Raw genomic sequence first — 18,588 nt, forward strand, 5'->3', positions numbered from 1 at the left:
AAAAAGTATAAATATATAATTTAAAAAGATGCAAAAACTTATAAAAATTATCAAATTAATTAATTAATATTATAAGTTTTGTGATATTATAAAAGAAATAAAAGTTTATGGGAGGTTGGACGATATGTCAAAGACAGTGAAGATTGTCATAGCAGTCGTTATTGGGTTGATACTCGTTGTTGGGATAGGCGGTGCAGCTGCTTATTATTTCATGAAAAATTCACCGAAGAACACATATTTATTAAGTGAGCAAGAAACCGCTAAGCAAATGCAAGAATACGCTAAAGACCGTTTTGAAAATGAATTTAAATTTCAAGACAAAATGAAAGATGAGTCATATTTAATTAGTTTAGATGCAAGTGCAGATGTACCAGAGAAATTACTTAAATCATCTGATATACCAAAATCTGCAGTAGATGCTTCTAAAATAGGATTTAAAATGGGACATGATCCAGAGAACGAAAAGTCAGCATTAGCATTAAACCCTACTGTAGCCGATAATGAAATTGGGGAATTTCAATGGGCAGCAGATGAGGATAATCAATACTACTCAGCACCAATTTTAGATGATGTTTACAAAGCTAAAAATGATGAACTCGTAGATGTTTATGAAAAATTAACGGGTGAAACAGTAAGTAGTTCATCAAGCGATTTTTCAAGTAGTTCATCAAGTATGAACAGCAATAATTCAGCAATCACGAATGATACATTGAATTTAAATTCTCTATTATCTGGGACACAAATTTCACAAGAAAAAGTTGAAGAAATTAGTGAACGCTATAGTGAATTAATTATCGATAAACTTGATGATGATAATTTTGAAAAAGAAGACGATAAGATCGATGTTGATGGCGAAGAGAAAGATACGAATAAAGTAACAATGGATATTAGCAAAGCTGAAACGAAATCAATTTTGACAGCAGTTCTAGAAAAAGCTAAAGAAGATAAAGATATTAAAGGCATTGCAGAAGATCAATTTAATGCTGAAGAATATGATGATTCAATTGATGAGGCTTTAGAAGAAGTGAAAGATGCTGATAAAGATGAATTCCCAAGTATTAAATCTGTAATATGGGAAGATGACAATCAAATTCTTAAACGTGATTTAACATTGAAAGATAACAGCGGTGCTGAAATTAAATTAGAGGGTACAAGTCTAATCGATGATGACAAGTTAGTTATGGATTATAACGTATCTGCTGATGAGGCTAAGATTTCGCTTAAAGGTGAGTCAACAAAAGAAGATGATAAGTATGACGATAAATATACTTTAGGTTTTGATGATGGTATTAAAGAATCAGATATCAAAGTTACAAATAAAGAAACAGTGGACGGTAACAAACGTACTGATAAAGGTGATATCGAAATCAGTGCAAACTACGATGAAACTACAATTGAATATGAAAATAAATTAGAGACTGATGTGAAGAATAATTCACAAAAACAAGATCTCGACATTACTACTGAAGTTCAATATGAACCTGTTACAGTTAACATAAAAGGCGAAACTAAACTTAAAGAAGACATTAAGTTTGATAAAGCTGGTGCGAAAGACTTAAATACAATGTCTAACAGTGATTTCAGTAAATTACAAAAAGAAATTTCTGATAATGCTGAAGACATCTTGAAAGATGTTGTGAAAGATCTTGAAGATAAATAAGCATTATAGAAATTTAAACTAAAATATTAATGAAAGGAGTGGTTAAATGAGAACATTACAATTGTTTCGCATTTACCACTCCTTTTTATTGAAAAAATGGCATTTATTTTTATATTTGGTGTTAATTATCATTGGTTTGTTTTCAGTCTTACTTGTCATACAACAATTTAACCAAGATGATTCCAAATTTAGAATTGGTGTTGTGGATCGCGATCAATCGACAGAAACTGCATTAATACTTAAATCGATGGGCAATGGCACAAACTTAGGCAAAGACATTAGTATCAAACGCTATAATAAACAAGAAGCACACCAATTGTTAAAAGCTCGGAAGTTAGAAGGATACTATGTGTTTGAAAAAGGGATGACTAAGTCATTTTATAAAAATGGTAACTTGCCTATTTCGGTTTATACATATGATAAACAATCGACTAAAAGTTTAGTCATTAATCAATTAACAGATTCAGTGTACAATCGTCTCATGTTGTCTATGGGTGGGGGACTTGCTTATACATCACTTGCAGAGGACGCTGGAAAAGAAGACACGATGCTTTTATTAACAGACTTATTGTTTACAGGGTTAAACCGTACAGGCGGTTTTGATTATCAACCTGTACAAATCTATGATACTGCGAGTTATTATGTGATAACTGGCTATTTAGCGTCTATTTTTATCTTCGCTTTATCGTTATTTTCAATTTTAAAAATGAATCAAGTAACAGCATTAAAATCTAGGTTAAGCATGTATCATTTTTCATTTGAGAAACTAACACTTATTCGAAGTTTATTTACATTATTTTATACGAGTATTTGGGCTGTAGTTGGCTTATTTTGGATGCTCAATGTATTGCCGAATGATTTTGAAAGCTACAATTGGTCTACTCTAGTAATTCAACTTATATATTATATCTTGATGCTGATAATCTGGCTGACGATTATTGATTTAATATCATTTAAATGGATGAATTATATTTTGAAAAGTATATTAAGTCTTGTGATTTTGCTGCTATCAGGCTTAATCATACCTACCATATATTTTAAGCATTTATTCAATGGTATTTTTACGACTCAACCATTTAGTTTTGTAACAAATCAAATGTTGGAAATCATATTAAATAATTACATTTTAGAAACGCCGCTTATGTTTTATATTAGCTTGCTATTATCATTTGTTGTATTAATATTTGTCATTGTCAGGAGGTATCGTAGATGATTCAACCTTACCTTTTTATCGTAGTCGTAAAACAGTGGAAACAATACGTGTTACTGACGATATTATTATTATTTACACTATTGGCAGTGTGGGGTGTGTACAAGACACTCAATCAATCATTTCAAATACCAGTTGCAGTCCAAGATCAAGAACGCTCGTCGTCATCTAAAAAATTGATTGAAGGTATAGATAATAATGAATTTGTGAAAATTGAGCATGTTCCGCTTGATGAAGCATCTATTGAGGAACGCGTTACTAGAAAAGAAGCGGTAGTGAGTTTACAAATACCAGAAAATTATAGTGACAAGTTGCATAGTAATAATTTAAAAAATGCACTAACCCTATATGGCAGAGATGACTTTATAGGTGATATTACGTTAGAAATGATTAGTCGTTCGTTGTATGAACAGCAAATACCTAATATAGTGAAGTCGCATTTAGAAGATAACGGTCGAGATTATTCGTTAAATACAGTTAATAAAAAATTAAATCAAGAAACACCAGAATCAAAGATAGCGCATTATGTTATTAATCATAGTTCTAATACTTCTATATCATTAAGTATTGTCTTTGCGATTTTATTATGTGTTAGCAGTGTTCAAATTGTGTTACATCAAAGATTGAAACAAAATGGAGCGCTGGCAAGGTTATTTATGTTCCACTATAGTCGACTTAAATTGTTTGGCACATATGCTATTGCACATACCATTATATTAATGATTTTTTTAAGTCTGACAACAATCGTATTTCAACAAAATTTATCATTGATATTTTATGTGAAATCGCTATTGGTTATTTTAATTTATGAATTGGGCGTAGCTTGGCTATTATTTAAAGTAAATACATTAAGTCATAGACTATTTATGACCCTTATATATGCACTAGTGATGAGTTTAATTTATATCTTCATACAATTATAGGAGTGATGAGATGATAAAATTACAAAATATTAAAAAAGAATACCGTCGTAAAAGCATCTTTGAATCGCTAGATATGACATTTGAAGATAAACAGTTAACTATTTTACTTGGTGAAAATGGGGCTGGAAAATCCACACTGCTAAGAATGATTTCAGGATTAGAGGATGCGGATCGAGGCAATATTACTTACTTTGGTGACCAAGTTGCAAAAAAGCAACTTCAAGATATGATTGGATATGTGCCTCAAGATATTGCATTATTTGAACACATGTCAGTAAATGAAAATATCAATTGCTTTAAGGCATTATGTAAAAATCCTATAACAGAGGACACAATAGACCAGTATGCATCCCAACTTCATTTAGCAGATAGAACAGTTGCTGTGTCGAAACTATCAGGTGGCACGAAAAGAAAAGTGAATGTATTAATAGGGCTTTTAAGTAATCCGCAAATATTAATATTAGATGAACCAACTGTAGGTATAGATTTGAAATCAAGATATGACATTCATAGCTTGCTCAATAAAATGAAAGCACAATGTCTGATTATATTAACGACACATCATTTAGACGAAGTAGAAGCGTTAGCAGATCGTATTAAAGTAATCGGCACAGACCCATTCTATAGAGATGTCCTGAAAGATAAGCAATGGCACTTTGATACGTATAATAAACAAAATTAAAAAGCCTATCCGTTATTGTTATAAAGAGACTTATACAGTGACGGGTATGCTTTTATTTTTATATTAATTAGTTGAATATCTTTTGAGAAATTAAAGTAAAAGCAATTTTAAAATAACAACGTTGTTATTTTAAATCAAATCTATTATAATTAGAAGTTGTGAATTCGCTTTCATAATTTATTAAGGGATGGGAGGACATGAAATTGTCATTTTTAAGCGAACATCTACCACTCATTTCACTCGTAATAGGGGTTGCCTTACTATTATTCTTAAATATTAAGCTCAAAATCAATAGTATTCTAGCGCTCATTTTTTCAGCAATAGTGGTTGGTTTTATTAACGGGATGAAACCTGTTGCAATATTAGAAACAATTAAAGAAGGATTAGGATCAACGTTAGGAAGTCTAGCACTTATTATTGGATTTGGTGCAGTACTTGGTAAATTAATGGTGGATTCAGGGGCAGCACAACGTATTGCATCGACACTTATAAATAAATTTGGTGCTAAACATGTGCAGTGGGCATTAATTATTGTAGGTGCTGTATTTGGTATTTCTGTGTTTTATGAAGTGGCATTTATGATTTTAGCACCATTAGTAATTAGTATTGCAGTGGAAGCAAAAACATCATTTATGAAGTTAGCGATTACTATGGTTGCTGCCACGACACTATCGCATAGTATATTTCCACCTCAAGCAGGACCAACTGCCCTTGTAGATGCTTACAACGCAGATATGGGTATGGTTTATATATTAGGAATTATTGTCTTTATACCTAGTGTGTTCATGGCAGGTATTGTACTACCTAAGTTTATGAAAAATATGGATTATCCAGTACCTCCGTTATTAAAAAAGAACAAGGTTTTTTCAGAAAGTGAAATGCCAAGTTTTGGAATGAGTTTATTTATACCACTTATTCCTGCAATTTTAATTTCGATTTCAACAATTCTAAGTTTATTTATTACTGAGGATACATTATTACATGAAACTGTAACATTTTTAGGAAGTGCAGAAATCAGTCTTATTATTGCTATTTTAACTGCTATTGTCATTTTCGGTCTTAGAAAAGGTAAAAATATGGATGATATGATGAAGACATTTGAAAGCGGCTTGAAAGGTGTTGCAACGATTATATTCATCGTCGGTGCAGGTGGTGCATTTAAAGAAGTAATACTAGAAGCTAATGTTGGGAACTATATAGCAGATATTATGAAAGATACTAATATTTCACCACTTATCATGGCTTGGCTCATTACAGCGTTAATTCGTATTGCTACTGGACAAGGTGTAGTTTCAGCGATTACTGCAGCAGGTATTGTAGGGCCACTGATACCTACGTTTAATGTAAGTCCTGTGCTTATGGTCCTCGCTACTGCAGTAGGTAGTAATACCATTACACACGTAAATGATGCTTCATTCTGGCTATTTAAAGAATACTTTAATATTTCCATAAAGGATACCTTTAAAACATGGGGTGTCTTATTATTGACGACATCAATTACTGGATTAATTGTTGTCCTAATACTAGATTTATTTATGTAATGACCTTACTAAAAGCATAATTATATATTTGAGTAACATCATAAAAAGTAGTATCTAAATGGATTAAACACAATTCCTTGTAGATACTGCTTCATTTGTGTATAAATACATTAAAAAAGTAAAATAAGGGTAAATTTGTGATTTGAAAGGCTATAAAATGGCTACAAGTGTTGGCATCAAAAGGTTTGAAGGCAATTGCGTGTAAATTTGATATTTACTGTGAATATACTTTTAATGAATAAATGAGTAACATGGTAAAATGACACGCTATGGACTTTATCTATAGGACTGAAGGCGAATGAATTGTGCCACATCTTTATACATTAAGCATGGTTAATATGTATAAAAATACATTTATATACAGTTATTGTCGATTTAAAAGTTGTTTTGACTTGAGTTTTTTATATGCGTATAATAATTTCGTATACAAGAGTTTGTATAAAAAATGCATTCAACTTGTTTTAAACGTAAAATAGATTAGCAAAAACGCAAATAAATGGTAGCACTTTATGAATTATTTATACTTTGTAAGCGTTGCCTTCTTATTGTTAAAAAGTATCGTGAAAAATTGTATTAACGAGATTCATGCCCCGTATGATTTCATATCTAATTATTATAAATTTGATACAGCATGCTACGGCGTAGTATCTGTTTTAAATTTACTAAGCAAATCAATAAAGATAAAAGTTCAAATTTGAGCACAAACCAAAATTCTATAATAGCAAATGAAAATCTTAGATAGTGATAATTAATATTAAGCAAACTAAGTGGAAAGGAAACTTAGTTTGCCATTTTTATGAAAATAGTAGGGCGGTTACTGCCATAAAATAATTACATAACAGTTTTTTTAAAAGCCATCTGCACTAAATAATACAACTTATATACATTAAACAGATTGTCATCACAGTATTTATAGAAATGTTAAGTATATAAAAAATTCGAAAAAAGGCTTTAAGGCAATTGTTTATTTAATTATTATTTAAATTAATCTTTGACTAATTGTAAAATTACGTGTATGATTTATGGATATTAATTCAAAATTTAGAATAATTATAGAAAAGGGATGAGGGTTTCGATGAATGATTTATTTGCACTAACAGATCAATACAGTTCGAACAATTATAGCCCGCTTAAACTGGCTTTAACGAAAGGTCTCGGTGCTAAAGTTTGGGATGTTGAAGATAATAGCTACATTGATTGTATTTCAGGTTTTTCAGTCGTCAATCAAGGGCATTGTCATCCGAAAATTATAAAAGCATTTCAAGAGCAAAGTGAAAAAATAACTATGGTATCACGTGCATTATATAGCGATAATTTGGGCAAATGGGAAGAGAAAATATGTTCACTTGCCAATAAAGAAAAAGTATTACCTATGAATACAGGTACAGAAGCCATTGAAACGGCAATTAAGATCGCACGAAAATGGGGATCTGATGTTAAAGGTATAGCGGAAAACCAAGGCGAAATTATTGCAATGAATGGTAATTTCCATGGTCGTACACTAGGTGCCTTATCGTTATCGTCGCAAGAAAGTTATAAAAAAGGTTTTGGACCTTTGCTAGATAATATGCAATATATGGATTTCGGAGATATCACTCGCTTGAAATCACTCATTAACGAAAATACAACCGCAATTGTACTTGAGCCAATACAAGGTGAAGGTGGCGTCAACGTACCGCCAGATTATTTCATCCAAGAGGTTCGAAACTTATGTAATGAACACAACGTTCTATTTATTGCAGATGAAATACAAGTTGGTCTTGGTAGAACAGGTAAGATGTTTGCAATGGAATGGGAAGGTGTAGAACCAGACATTTACTTATTAGGTAAGTCGCTTGGTGGCGGTCTTTATCCGATTTCAGCAGTGTTAGCTAACGATGACGTGATGAAAGTACTTACACCTGGTACACATGGTTCAACATTTGGAGGTAATCCACTTGCATGTGCAGTATCAATCGCAGCATTAGATGTGTTGATTGACGAAAACTTAATCGAACGTTCTGCTGAACAAGGACAAAAATTACTTAACCATTTACAGCTGATAGACAGCAACATCATAAAAGATGTGAGAGGCAGAGGATTATTTATCGGTATTGAATTAACTGAAGCAGCACAATCTTATTGTCAACAGATGATAGAACAAGGTGTGCTATGTAAAGAAACACAAGGGAATATTATTAGACTTGCACCACCACTTGTTATTGAAGATGAGGAAATTGATAAAGTTATAAAAGTAATAACAGAAGTTTTAGAAAAAAAGTAAAGCATAACACTTAAAAAAGTTTGAATATTCAGAAAGGAATGAACGTTATGATAGAAGTTGGGATAGTAGGAGGCAGTGGTTATGGTGCAGTGGAGTTAATTCGATTATTACAACACCATCCAAATGTAACAATTAAATATATCTTTTCACATTCTAAAGCGGATGAACCAATAAAAGATACATTTCCTCACTTAACTCATTTAACGCATCACTACGAAGCTTTAGACACTGAAACAGTTGACTGTGATGTGATGTTCTTTGCTACACCTTCAAATGTAAGTAAACATGTAGCGCCAGATTTGGTAAAGAAAAATATAAAAGTCATCGATTTATCAGGTGACTTCAGATTAACTAATAGAGATGTCTACCAACAATTTTATGGTGAAGCAGCTGCGACACAACAACAATTAAATGATGCAAACTATAGTATTGCAGAATGGTCTGAAATAGATCAAACGAATACACAACTAGTAGCTAATCCAGGTTGTTTCCCTACTGCGACATTATTAGCGTTACATCCGTTAATAGATCAAAAACTAATTCAAGAAGATTCAATTATTATAGATGCCAAAACAGGCGTTTCAGGCGCTGGAAGGTCGCTTGCACAACACGTCCATTACGCTGAAATGAATGAAAACTTAAGTGCTTATGCGATTGGTAAGCATAAACATAAGCCTGAAATAGAACAATATGTCTCGCATTTAGCAAATGAAGATATCAAAGTAGTATTTACCCCGCATTTAGTACCAATGACACGTGGCATACTCTCTACGATATATGTGAAATTAAACAAACAAACTACTAGCGAAGATTTACATGCAACTTTCAAGCAATATTATGATAGTAAACCATTTGTACGCATTAGAGATTTAGGTAATTATCCTAAAACTAAAGAAGTATACGGTAGTAATTATTGTGATATCGGCATGTATGTTGACGAAGAAAGTCAAACAGCAGTGATTGTTTCTGTTATTGATAACTTAGTCAAAGGTGCAAGTGGTCAAGCAATACAAAATTTAAACTTAATGTATGGATTGAACGAAGCAACAGGATTAACACAATTACCTGTATATCCGTAATATAAAAAGAAAGGTGAGATGGGATGAAAGATATTGAAACGTTAGATACACTCAATCAATTGAAGATAGATTTACAAGGGGATGTAAGTTCTCCATTAGGTTTTATAGCTGGAGGCATGCACGTTGGATTAAGAAGAAAGAAAAAAGACTTTGGATGGATATACTCTACGACAGCAGCTGCTGCAGCAGGAACTTATACACTGAATCGTTTTAAAGCAGCACCGTTAAAAGTAACTGAAGAAACGATTAAAAATAATCAATCATTACAAGCCATTGTAGTGAATTCAGCAAATGCTAATTCATGTACTGGTGAAAAAGGTATACAAGATGCCAAAGACACGCAAGCATGGGTAGCAGAGCATTTAAATTTATCCAAAGAAAGCGTGGGTGTCGCGTCTACAGGTGTTATAGGATCGTTTTTACCTATGGATAAGATACAACACGGCACACAAAACGTTTTAAAAGAACAATATAATCAAAGTGAGTTTTTCAATCAAGCTATTTTAACGACGGACACATTTACTAAACATTTATCTGTGCAAGTTGAAATTGATGGTATAACTGTAACAATTGGAGGAACAGCTAAAGGTTCGGGTATGATTCATCCGAATATGGCAACAATGCTGTCATTTATTACTACAGATGCCAAAATTGATGCGGATACGCTAGACAATTGTTTAAAACAAACGATTGATAACTCTTTTAATATGATTACAGTTGATGGAGATTCTAGTACAAATGATATGGTTCTTGGCTTGGCAAATGGACAGGCGAACCATAATAAACTCGATACGTTACATCCAGATTGGGAAAAATTTGAATATGCGTTAAATTTCGTGAGCCAGTATCTTGCTAAATCTATAGCTAAAGATGGTGAAGGAGCGACGAAATTAGTTACGGCTAAAGTTAAAGGCGCAAATGATGTTGCAGAAGCAAGAAAAATTGCTAAAAGTATTGTATCATCAAGTCTCGTTAAAACAGCAATTCATGGTGAAGATGCCAACTTTGGAAGAATCGTTACAGCGATGGGCTATGCTTCTGAAGACATAGAACCAAGTCAGACGAATGTTTCTTTATGTAATGTGCCTGTCGTTGAAGATGGCATGTCAGTTGAATTTGATGAGTTACATTTAAAAAAACAATTAGAAGCGGATAATATTTACATTGAAGCATCAGTTGGTAATGGTGAAGGCGCAGCGTCAGCATATGGTTGTGACCTTTCATATGAATATGTACGTATCAATGCTTCATATAGAACCTAAGGAGTGTGACAGATGAGCTATATTGTAATTAAAATAGGTGGCAGCACTCTGACAAATCTACACGATTCAACAATAGAAGATATTGCATTTTTAAGACAACAAGGCTTTAAACCCATCATTGTACATGGCGGTGGACCTTTTATTAATGAAGCTTTGGAGCAACAAGGCGTGCCTACACAATTTAAAGATGGCTTAAGAGTGACAACGCGAGAAGTACTTTCAGTAACAAGTCAGACATTAATTGGATCAGTCAATCCAAGTCTCGTTAGCAAAATTAATAAATCAGATATTCAAAGTGTTGGTATCAATGGCATAGATGCAAAATTATTTGATGTCATCCCATTAGACGATAAATATGGTTATGTCGGTGAACCTACAGATGTCGATACTTCTGTACTTGCTTCATTAACAGAACAATTTGTACCAGTCATTGCATCTATAGGTCAACATAGAAGCACAGGGCAATTGTATAACATTAATGCAGATACATTAGCATATAAAATCGCACAATTTTTACAGGCTCCAATTTATCTATTAAGTGATATTCCTGGTGTCATCATTGATGAAAAAGTGCAAGCTACACTGAATGCTGAACGTATCAATCACTATATCGATCAAGCGTCAATTTATGGCGGTATGATTCCTAAAGTTCAAGATGCGGTTCAAGCGATTGAATCAGGTTGTGAAAAAGTAGTCATTGCGGCAGGTAATGAATCACATATTATTAAAAAATTACAAAGCGGTCAAAACGTTGGTACAACCATCCAGCGTTAGTACGATAGACAATATATTTAAAAAAGGCTAACTATTTATTAACAATAAATAGTTAGCCCTTTTTAGCTTGGGAGTCACCACAACCACTGCTCATTACAATGCTATATAAGCGCCTACTATCCTTAGTTTGCCTAAATAAACCAAATACATCTATGAGTCTCAAATATCATCTCAAAAGACCTCTATATCTCTTGAGATGATAATGACATATTTATTCTCATCAATTATAAAATATAATCTAACATAATAATTATTTTTATTATCAATTCTCACACCAAAGCAATCATAATCAAATGAATAATAAATTTCCTTTAAGTTATAATAATTTAAAATGAAATTGTGGAACAATTAAAAATATTAAAATTATTTGTAAAACTTCTAAGATATGTGGCTCTAGGTTTTAAAGGTTTAAATCATACTAAATATATCGGAATTATTAAATGATAGGTTGAATATTCAGAAAGTTCCATCTATAATGATTTTTAAATCTTTATAGGAGGCATACACATGACAACTGAAATTTTAAAAGGTGAAAAAGGAAACTTTAATCTTCAAGATTATGAATATATATATAATAACTTTGATTGGGAAGAAGCGGAAAAAGCATTTTCTTGGTATGAAACAGGAAAAGTAAATATGGCATATGAATGTATAGACCGTCACGTAGACAACGGTAAAGGGCAAAAAATTGCCTTGAATTATAAAGACAGCGCACAAGAAGCATCTTTTACTTTCGAAGATTTAAAGCTAGCTTCAAATAAAGTAGCGAATCTATTAAAGACAGAAGCTAACGTAGAAAAAGGCGATAGAGTGTTTGTGTATATGCCTAGAATGCCAGAACTTTATTTTTCATTTTTAGGTATTTTAAAAACTGGAGCAATATGTGGCCCATTATTCGAAGCATTTATGGATCAAGCAGTAGAAGAACGTTTAAGCAATGCAGACGCTAAAGTCTTAGTTACAACGGAAGATTTATTACCTCGTGTACCTTACTCAAAACTACCAGACTTAGAAACAATTATAGTTGTGGGTAACAATGTATCGCCAGAACATATTGATTTTCATACAGCGTTCAAGCATGCGAGTGATAGCTTCGACATTGAATGGCTAAATCGTGAAGATCCACTTGTATTGCATTACACGTCTGGTTCAACTGGCCAACCTAAAGGCGTCTTACATGCACAGGATGCGATGATTGTGCATTACATTACAGGGAAATATGTATTAGATTTACAAGAAGATGATATTTATTGGTGTACTGGAGATCCAGCATGGGTGACAGGGTCGTCCTACGGGATATTCAGCCCTTGGCTTCACGGCGTAACGAATTGTGTCATAGGTGGAAGATTCTCACCAGAATTATGGTATGAAATGATAGAAAAATATAAAGTCACATTATGGTATACCGCACCTACAGCCTTACGTATGTTGATGAGTAAAGGCGAAGCATTCACTAAGCAATATGATTTATCAACGTTAAGAAGTATTTTGTCAGTCGGTGAACCATTAAATCCAGAAGTGATTCGTTGGGGCAATGAAGTATATGGCAGACGTATACTAGATACTTGGTGGATGACAGAAACCGGTGGATTAATGATTGTGAATTATCCAAGTCAGACAATTAAATTGGGTTCTATGGGTAAACCATTACCAGGTATTACTGCAAGTATTGTCGATGACGAAGGCAATGAACTACCTCCCAATACTTTAGGTAATTTAGCGTTAAAAGCAGGATGGCCTTCCATGATGAGAAAAATATGGAAAAATGATGAAAAATTCAATTCATATTTTGTGAATGGTTGGTATATTTCTGGAGATTCAGCATATCGTGATGAAGACAATTACTTTTTCTTCAAAAGTAGAGTAGATGATGTGATTATGACATCAGGCGAAAGAGTAGGCCCGTTTGAAGTTGAGTCTAAACTTGTAGAACATCCAGCGATTGCTGAGGCAGGTGTTATTGGCATCCCTGATGACGTAAGGGGTGAAATAATCAAAGCGTATGTCACATTGCGTGAAGGCGTAGAGAAAACAGATGAACTCAAAGTTGAAATAAGACAATTTGTTAAGACCGGTTTAGCTGCACATGCTGCACCAAGAGAAATTGATTTTATGGATAAATTACCGAAAACAAGTTTTGGTAAAATTATGCGTCGTGTCTTAAAAGCTTGGGAATTAGGTTTACCAGCTGGAGATTTGAGTACGATTGAAAAATAATTTTTAAATAATATCCGATTAATTATATCGAATTAATATAAAAATATTTTACATGATAAATGAAAATGGAAACATGAAATATAAGTACAGGTATCACTTAAACTCATAGGAGGTAATAACAATGGGAAAAAAACAAATACATTTCAATGGCTTTATTCAGAACTCACCAGCACCACACGCAATTGGACTATGGAAACATGACAAACATGAAGGTGCGCAACATGGCACAATAGATTATTGGGTGAAGCTTGCAAAGCTTTTTGAAAAAGGCAAGTTCGATTCATTATTTATCGCTGATGTATTAGGAACATATAGTGAATATGGCAATGATTATAAAACAGCTGTACAACATGCCGTTCAAGTCCCAGATCATGATCCTTTATTAGTAATTTCTGCTATGGCGCAAGCAACAGCACATGTAGGGTTTGCACCAACTGTATCTACAACTTATTTTCAACCGTATGATATTGCGAGAAAATTTTCTACATTAGATCATTTAACACATGGTCGTATTGGTTGGAACGTTGTGACATCTTACCTAGGAAGTGAAGCGGAAAATTTAGGGTTAACAGAACGTATGCCTAAAGAAACAAGATACGATCGTGCAGATGAATTTTTAGATGTAACGTATAAATTGTGGGAAAGCAGTTGGGAAGATGATGCAGTTGTAAAAGATAAAGCTACCAACACGTATGCAGATCCTGATAAAGTACATTTAATTAATCACAAAGGTCGTTTCTTTAATGTACCTGGACCACATATTGTAGAGCCATCTCCACAACGTACACCAGTATTATTCCAAGCAGGTGCTTCAGATAAAGGTCGTAACTTTGCAGGTAAACATGCAGAAGCAATCTTTGTCGTGAATCATTCACTTCAAGGTTTGGCTAATGATGTAAATGACATTCGTTCTAGAGCAACACAACAAGGCAGAAATAAAGAAGACTTAAAGGTATTTACTATGATTGTTCCCGTTATTGGTGATACGGTAGAAGAAGCAGAACAATTACATCAAGAGTTAATCCAACATATCACTTATGAAGGAACTGCTGCTTTGTTAAGTGGACACACAGGCATAGACTTTTCTCAATTTGATCCTGATCAATATTTAGAAGATATTGAAACAGACGCAATTCAAAGCTTGTTAGATATTTATGCGAAAGATCCGACACGTAAATGGACACTGAAAGAGGCTATTAAACATCATGGCTTAGGTATTGGCTCAGTTCGCTTTGTCGGTACACCTACGCAAATTGCTGATGAAATAGAGCATTGGGTTGAAGTTGCTGATGTAGATGGATTTAATATTGCCTATGGAACGATACCAAATTCATATGAAGATTTCATAGAAAAAGTCGTTCCAATATTACAAGCACGTGGCGTTTATCGTAAAGATTATGATGAAGAAAATACAACACTTAGAGAAAATTTATTCGGTAAAGGTGAAAAGTATTTAAGATCAACGCATCCAGGATCACAATATAAACCGCAATTAAATGAACAATATAGTTATAGTACAGCAGAAATTTAAATTTGATAGAGACAAAGCGCACAACAATAACATGTTTGGTTTTAACAATTGAGGACCTGTCAGGTGTCTGAAAATGTATAAGCAGTTTGAATAAATAAAGGGGGACATTAAAGATGGCAAGTGTAGCAATCATTGCAGGTGGAAATAAATTACAATCTCGTTTAACAGGTATTGTTGAGTATGCTGAAAAATATCTAGAAGGTGAAGGTATTGATACAGATGTTGTACACGTTCATCAATTAGACGCAGAAGCGTTGATTACAGCGGATTTTTCTAATGCGTCTATTAATGAAACACATCAGAAAATAGAAAGCGCAGATGGTATTATTATCATATCTCCTGTATTTAAAGCAGCTTATTCAGGTATTGTTAAAACGTATTTAGATTTATTACCAAGAGGTGCTTTCACAGGTAAGACAGTATTGCCGTTAGCATTAGGCGGAACCTTTGCACATGTATTAGCAATTCAATATAGCTTAGATCCAGTGATTAAAGAATTAGGTGCAGATACAATTCACAAAGGTAGATTTATATTAGATAAACACATCACTTCTAATGAAGACGGCACTTATGATTATGATCAAGAAGCAAAAGATGGATTAGATAAAACGTTAAAAAAGTTTGTCAGTGACAAATCACAGGTAAGAGAATAATATTTTGAATATAAAAAGGATGGGAGCAATACATGTCTTGCTCCCATCCTTTTTTATGTATAAATTTATAAAGATACTAAAGACCATTGATGTTTGTCGTCGTAAGTTAATTTGAAGTCTTGTGTTTCAATAGCTATCGGAAATGCAGTAGATGCTTTATCAGAAAAAAACCATTTTTTATTTTCTGGCGTCAATAAAATATAACACTCATCGTCTGAGTCACACATGAAATTTAAACCTTCTGGAGAAAATGAGCGTGCTTCATGAGTTGTAAGATGATGATTGATTAAAGCTTGATATACATCGTCTAGCTCATTACATACAAATCCAACTTCACTAATTCTTGAAAATTCAGGATCATCCGTCATATTAGATACCCTTGCAATGAGTTCGACAATATTACCTGAAGGATCATTAAAATAAAGTGAATGTGCAACAAAGGACTCAAAATAAGTTGTGTGTTGACCATCTTCCATTAATAAAAATAAGATATTTTGATAATGTTGTTTCATATCATAAAAATGATTATAAGGAATATCTATTGCAAAGTGGTAAAACGGTTGATTGATTTCTTCAGATTTTTGAAAATGTAATTGAGTTTCCCCAATTTGAACAATAAAAGAATCTTGATCAATAACTTGAACAGGACATTCTAATGTTTCTTCGTAAAACTGCAAAGTTTCTTCCAACTCAGATGTTAATAATGTAACATTTTTAAATTTCATTTGTAGATCCCCATCCAATCCCATTGTTTAGTTTGGCAAATAAATTTAATTAATAAGTTAATTGTACTTTATCAAAATATTAAGGAGTATGATAATATAACGAAGTTATAAAGTAAAAATACACTTTAATCTATTGGATATCCTAGGTGTTTTGCAGCATTAAAAAAGAACATATAAAAACAGACTAAATGCTAATCAAAGCACTTAGTCTGTTTTATTTATTAACTTCAACTAAATTAGAAGAAAAATAGTGTGAAGATATATGCACTAATACCTGCAAGTGCACAATATAATAGTGCTGGTCCGAGTGTTTTTCTAATAACACTACCTTCTTTACCTGGCATATTTACCACAGCACAAACTGCAACAACGTTATGAACACAAATCATATTACCTGCAGCGGAACCGATAATTTGTGCTGCTAATACAGTGAATGGTTCAGCACCAATTGCGTTTGCGATGTTCATTTGAATTGGTGAGAATGTAAGCGTTGATACTGTTGCACTTCCGGTAATAAAGGAACCTAAGGCACCTAAGAATGGAGCGACAAATAACCAAATTGGACCTAAGTATTGGGACATAGCATTAGCTATGTACTCAGGCATACTAATTAAGTCATTGGCATTAATACCAGAGTTAATGAAGACGTGAACCATTGCTAGTGTCGCAATAAGCGTAATACCTGTAATTTTAATTGTACTCAATGATTCCTTACTAGCTTTAGTTAGGTCTTTAAACGGTTTTTTCTGAATGAGTATCGCAAATATTGCGGATAGTATTAAGATGGTTCCGGGTGAATATAATACTTCCCAATCTGATGAAATCTCTTCAAAATTCATTATATTAGTCCAAGTTAAATCTAAAACACTTGTTGTGAAATCTTTAATAAATGGTACCGTTCTTGTAAGTAGTAATAAGACAACTACCATTAAATACGGTGCCCAAGCTGTTAGCAAACTCATTGAGTGTTCAGACTCATTAGTTTCATATGAATCATCTAAGCCATCTTTCCACTCAGTCTTAGGCAATAACCAACCTTTACTTGCAGTTATAACTGCTACTATTAGACCAGTTAATGAACCTAAAATTGCAACGAACTCTGCGCCAAATAAGAATGCATAAGCAAATGCTGAACCTGCATAAACAACACCAATTAAAGCGAGCCATGGTAACATTTCAAGTATAGATTTTAATTTGTTTTTCTTACCAAAGAAAACAACTAAAGTAATGATTACAATAACTGGAATGAAAATACCACTTAATAAATCTAATGTAGTAATACGTTCAGCAGTAGATTGGAAGAATTCACTGTCAGCATCTTTCAATGTACTCAATCCTACAAGGACAGGCGTACCAACCGCACCAAATGATACGGCCACACTATCTGCGATTAATGCAGATACTACAGCAATCATTGGTCTGAAACCTAAAGCTACCATTAATGGTGCTGTAACCATTGCAGGTGTACCAAAACCAGACGCACCTTCAATAAGTGATCCGAATAAGAAAGCGACGATAATCACTTGGACACGCATATCTCCAGATATTTTCTGGAAGCCTGAATTAATACGATTTACAGCCCCAGTTTGTCGTAAAGTATTAAGTAATACAAGCGCACCGAATAAGATATATAGAATCGTAAACGTTTTGTGCGTACCTTGTAATAATGAGGCAATTACGACATTACCTTTCATACCCCAAACAAATATTCCCAATAACGTAACAACAATTGCACTGATTATCATACCTTTTAAAGCTGACATGCGAAGCAGCACTAAAAAGATAAACGGTACAATTACAGCACTTAAAGCAATTAATAACAGCATATATTTTAACCCCTAACTTACAAATTAATATCATCTAGTCATATGATGATTAAATCATGATTATTGTAAACGTTTTCAGTATAAAAATCAATCATCTGTAATTAATATATAACTTAAATAATTTATTAAACATATCAAAAGAATAGCTGTGTTTATTTAATAGAGTACTATAGAAGGTGTAATAATACAAAAAGCATCTATTATTAATTATAAATCGAAAGAAAACGAAAGGAAACGAAAAT

The 18,588-nt window shown here is 33.1% G+C and carries 14 protein-coding genes; 12 read left to right on the top strand and 2 right to left on the bottom strand.

Annotated features, from left to right (window positions below; genetic code table 11):
• Positions 1 to 124: 124 nt before the first annotated feature.
• The 12 genes from SOJ_RS02660 to ssuE all read left to right on the top strand — a co-directional run bounded on the left by SOJ_RS02660 (position 125) and on the right by ssuE (position 15,795).
• Positions 125 to 1,660, top strand: coding sequence for a DUF6583 family protein (locus SOJ_RS02660; RefSeq protein WP_002506538.1), 1,536 nt, complete (start codon positions 125 to 127; stop codon positions 1,658 to 1,660).
• Between the two features lie 46 nt (positions 1,661 to 1,706).
• Complete coding sequence (locus SOJ_RS02665; RefSeq protein ID WP_002506539.1) at positions 1,707 to 2,873, top strand: ABC transporter permease; 1,167 nt, start codon at positions 1,707 to 1,709, stop codon at positions 2,871 to 2,873.
• Positions 2,870 to 3,793, top strand: a complete 924-nt coding sequence (locus tag SOJ_RS02670) for an ABC transporter permease (RefSeq protein WP_002506540.1) — start codon at positions 2,870 to 2,872, stop codon at positions 3,791 to 3,793. The genes SOJ_RS02665 and SOJ_RS02670 overlap by 4 nt, the downstream gene beginning before the upstream one ends.
• Positions 3,794 to 3,803: 10 nt before the next feature.
• The gene (locus SOJ_RS02675) at positions 3,804 to 4,475 is read left to right on the top strand and encodes an ABC transporter ATP-binding protein (protein ID WP_002506541.1); all 672 of its coding nucleotides are present in this window, start codon (positions 3,804 to 3,806) and stop codon (positions 4,473 to 4,475) included.
• 203 nt (positions 4,476 to 4,678) lie between these two features.
• Entirely contained in the window at positions 4,679 to 6,016 is a 1,338-nt protein-coding gene (locus SOJ_RS02680; RefSeq protein WP_002506542.1) for a gluconate:H+ symporter, read from the top strand.
• A 1,075-nt stretch (positions 6,017 to 7,091) separates the two neighbouring features.
• Positions 7,092 to 8,279 carry an ornithine--oxo-acid transaminase gene (gene rocD, locus SOJ_RS02685; protein WP_002506543.1) on the top strand — a complete coding sequence of 396 codons (1,188 nt, stop codon included), beginning with the start codon at positions 7,092 to 7,094 and terminating at the stop codon, positions 8,277 to 8,279.
• A 47-nt stretch (positions 8,280 to 8,326) separates the two neighbouring features.
• Positions 8,327 to 9,358 carry an N-acetyl-gamma-glutamyl-phosphate reductase gene (gene argC, locus SOJ_RS02690; RefSeq protein WP_002506544.1) on the top strand — a complete coding sequence of 344 codons (1,032 nt, stop codon included), beginning with the start codon at positions 8,327 to 8,329 and terminating at the stop codon, positions 9,356 to 9,358.
• Positions 9,359 to 9,381: 23 nt separating this feature from the next.
• The gene (gene argJ, locus SOJ_RS02695; RefSeq protein WP_002506545.1) at positions 9,382 to 10,620 is read left to right on the top strand and encodes a bifunctional glutamate N-acetyltransferase/amino-acid acetyltransferase ArgJ; all 1,239 of its coding nucleotides are present in this window, start codon (positions 9,382 to 9,384) and stop codon (positions 10,618 to 10,620) included.
• A 12-nt stretch (positions 10,621 to 10,632) separates the two neighbouring features.
• Positions 10,633 to 11,394, top strand: a complete 762-nt coding sequence (gene argB, locus SOJ_RS02700; RefSeq protein ID WP_002506546.1) for an acetylglutamate kinase — start codon at positions 10,633 to 10,635, stop codon at positions 11,392 to 11,394.
• A gap of 507 nt (positions 11,395 to 11,901) precedes the next feature.
• Positions 11,902 to 13,611, top strand: a complete 1,710-nt coding sequence (gene acsA / locus SOJ_RS02705; protein ID WP_002506547.1) for an acetate--CoA ligase — start codon at positions 11,902 to 11,904, stop codon at positions 13,609 to 13,611.
• A gap of 121 nt (positions 13,612 to 13,732) precedes the next feature.
• The gene (locus SOJ_RS02710; RefSeq protein WP_002506548.1) at positions 13,733 to 15,142 is read left to right on the top strand and encodes an LLM class flavin-dependent oxidoreductase; all 1,410 of its coding nucleotides are present in this window, start codon (positions 13,733 to 13,735) and stop codon (positions 15,140 to 15,142) included.
• Positions 15,143 to 15,255: 113 nt separating this feature from the next.
• Complete coding sequence (gene ssuE / locus SOJ_RS02715; RefSeq protein WP_002506549.1) at positions 15,256 to 15,795, top strand: NADPH-dependent FMN reductase; 540 nt, start codon at positions 15,256 to 15,258, stop codon at positions 15,793 to 15,795.
• 65 nt (positions 15,796 to 15,860) lie between these two features.
• Here ssuE and SOJ_RS02720 read toward each other — a convergent pair whose 3' ends face one another.
• Positions 15,861 to 16,520 carry a hypothetical protein gene (locus SOJ_RS02720; RefSeq protein WP_002506550.1) on the bottom strand — a complete coding sequence of 220 codons (660 nt, stop codon included), beginning with the start codon at positions 16,518 to 16,520 and terminating at the stop codon, positions 15,861 to 15,863.
• A gap of 236 nt (positions 16,521 to 16,756) precedes the next feature.
• A complete protein-coding gene (locus SOJ_RS02725; RefSeq protein WP_002506551.1) occupies positions 16,757 to 18,346 on the bottom strand; it encodes an L-lactate permease in 1,590 nt (529 codons plus the stop codon).
• Between the last annotated feature and the right edge of the window lie 242 nt (positions 18,347 to 18,588).

It is taken from the genome of Staphylococcus sp. OJ82, from assembly GCF_000294465.1.
Lineage (GTDB): Bacteria > Bacillota > Bacilli > Staphylococcales > Staphylococcaceae > Staphylococcus > Staphylococcus equorum.

Bases quoted from the DNA above. Each gene is read 5' to 3' on its own strand.
- SOJ_RS02660 (WP_002506538.1), top strand. From the start codon at position 125: ATGTCAAAGACAGTGAAGATTGTCATAGCAGTCGTTATTGGGTTGATA.
- SOJ_RS02665 (WP_002506539.1), top strand. From the start codon at position 1,707: ATGAGAACATTACAATTGTTTCGCATTTACCACTCCTTTTTATTGAAA.
- SOJ_RS02670 (WP_002506540.1), top strand. From the start codon at position 2,870: ATGATTCAACCTTACCTTTTTATCGTAGTCGTAAAACAGTGGAAACAA.
- SOJ_RS02675 (WP_002506541.1), top strand. From the start codon at position 3,804: ATGATAAAATTACAAAATATTAAAAAAGAATACCGTCGTAAAAGCATC.
- rocD (WP_002506543.1), top strand. From the start codon at position 7,092: ATGAATGATTTATTTGCACTAACAGATCAATACAGTTCGAACAATTAT.
- argC (WP_002506544.1), top strand. From the start codon at position 8,327: ATGATAGAAGTTGGGATAGTAGGAGGCAGTGGTTATGGTGCAGTGGAG.
- argJ (WP_002506545.1), top strand. From the start codon at position 9,382: ATGAAAGATATTGAAACGTTAGATACACTCAATCAATTGAAGATAGAT.
- argB (WP_002506546.1), top strand. From the start codon at position 10,633: ATGAGCTATATTGTAATTAAAATAGGTGGCAGCACTCTGACAAATCTA.
- acsA (WP_002506547.1), top strand. From the start codon at position 11,902: ATGACAACTGAAATTTTAAAAGGTGAAAAAGGAAACTTTAATCTTCAA.
- SOJ_RS02710 (WP_002506548.1), top strand. From the start codon at position 13,733: ATGGGAAAAAAACAAATACATTTCAATGGCTTTATTCAGAACTCACCA.
- ssuE (WP_002506549.1), top strand. From the start codon at position 15,256: ATGGCAAGTGTAGCAATCATTGCAGGTGGAAATAAATTACAATCTCGT.
- SOJ_RS02720 (WP_002506550.1), bottom strand. From the start codon at position 16,520: ATGAAATTTAAAAATGTTACATTATTAACATCTGAGTTGGAAGAAACT.
- SOJ_RS02725 (WP_002506551.1), bottom strand. From the start codon at position 18,346: ATGCTGTTATTAATTGCTTTAAGTGCTGTAATTGTACCGTTTATCTTT.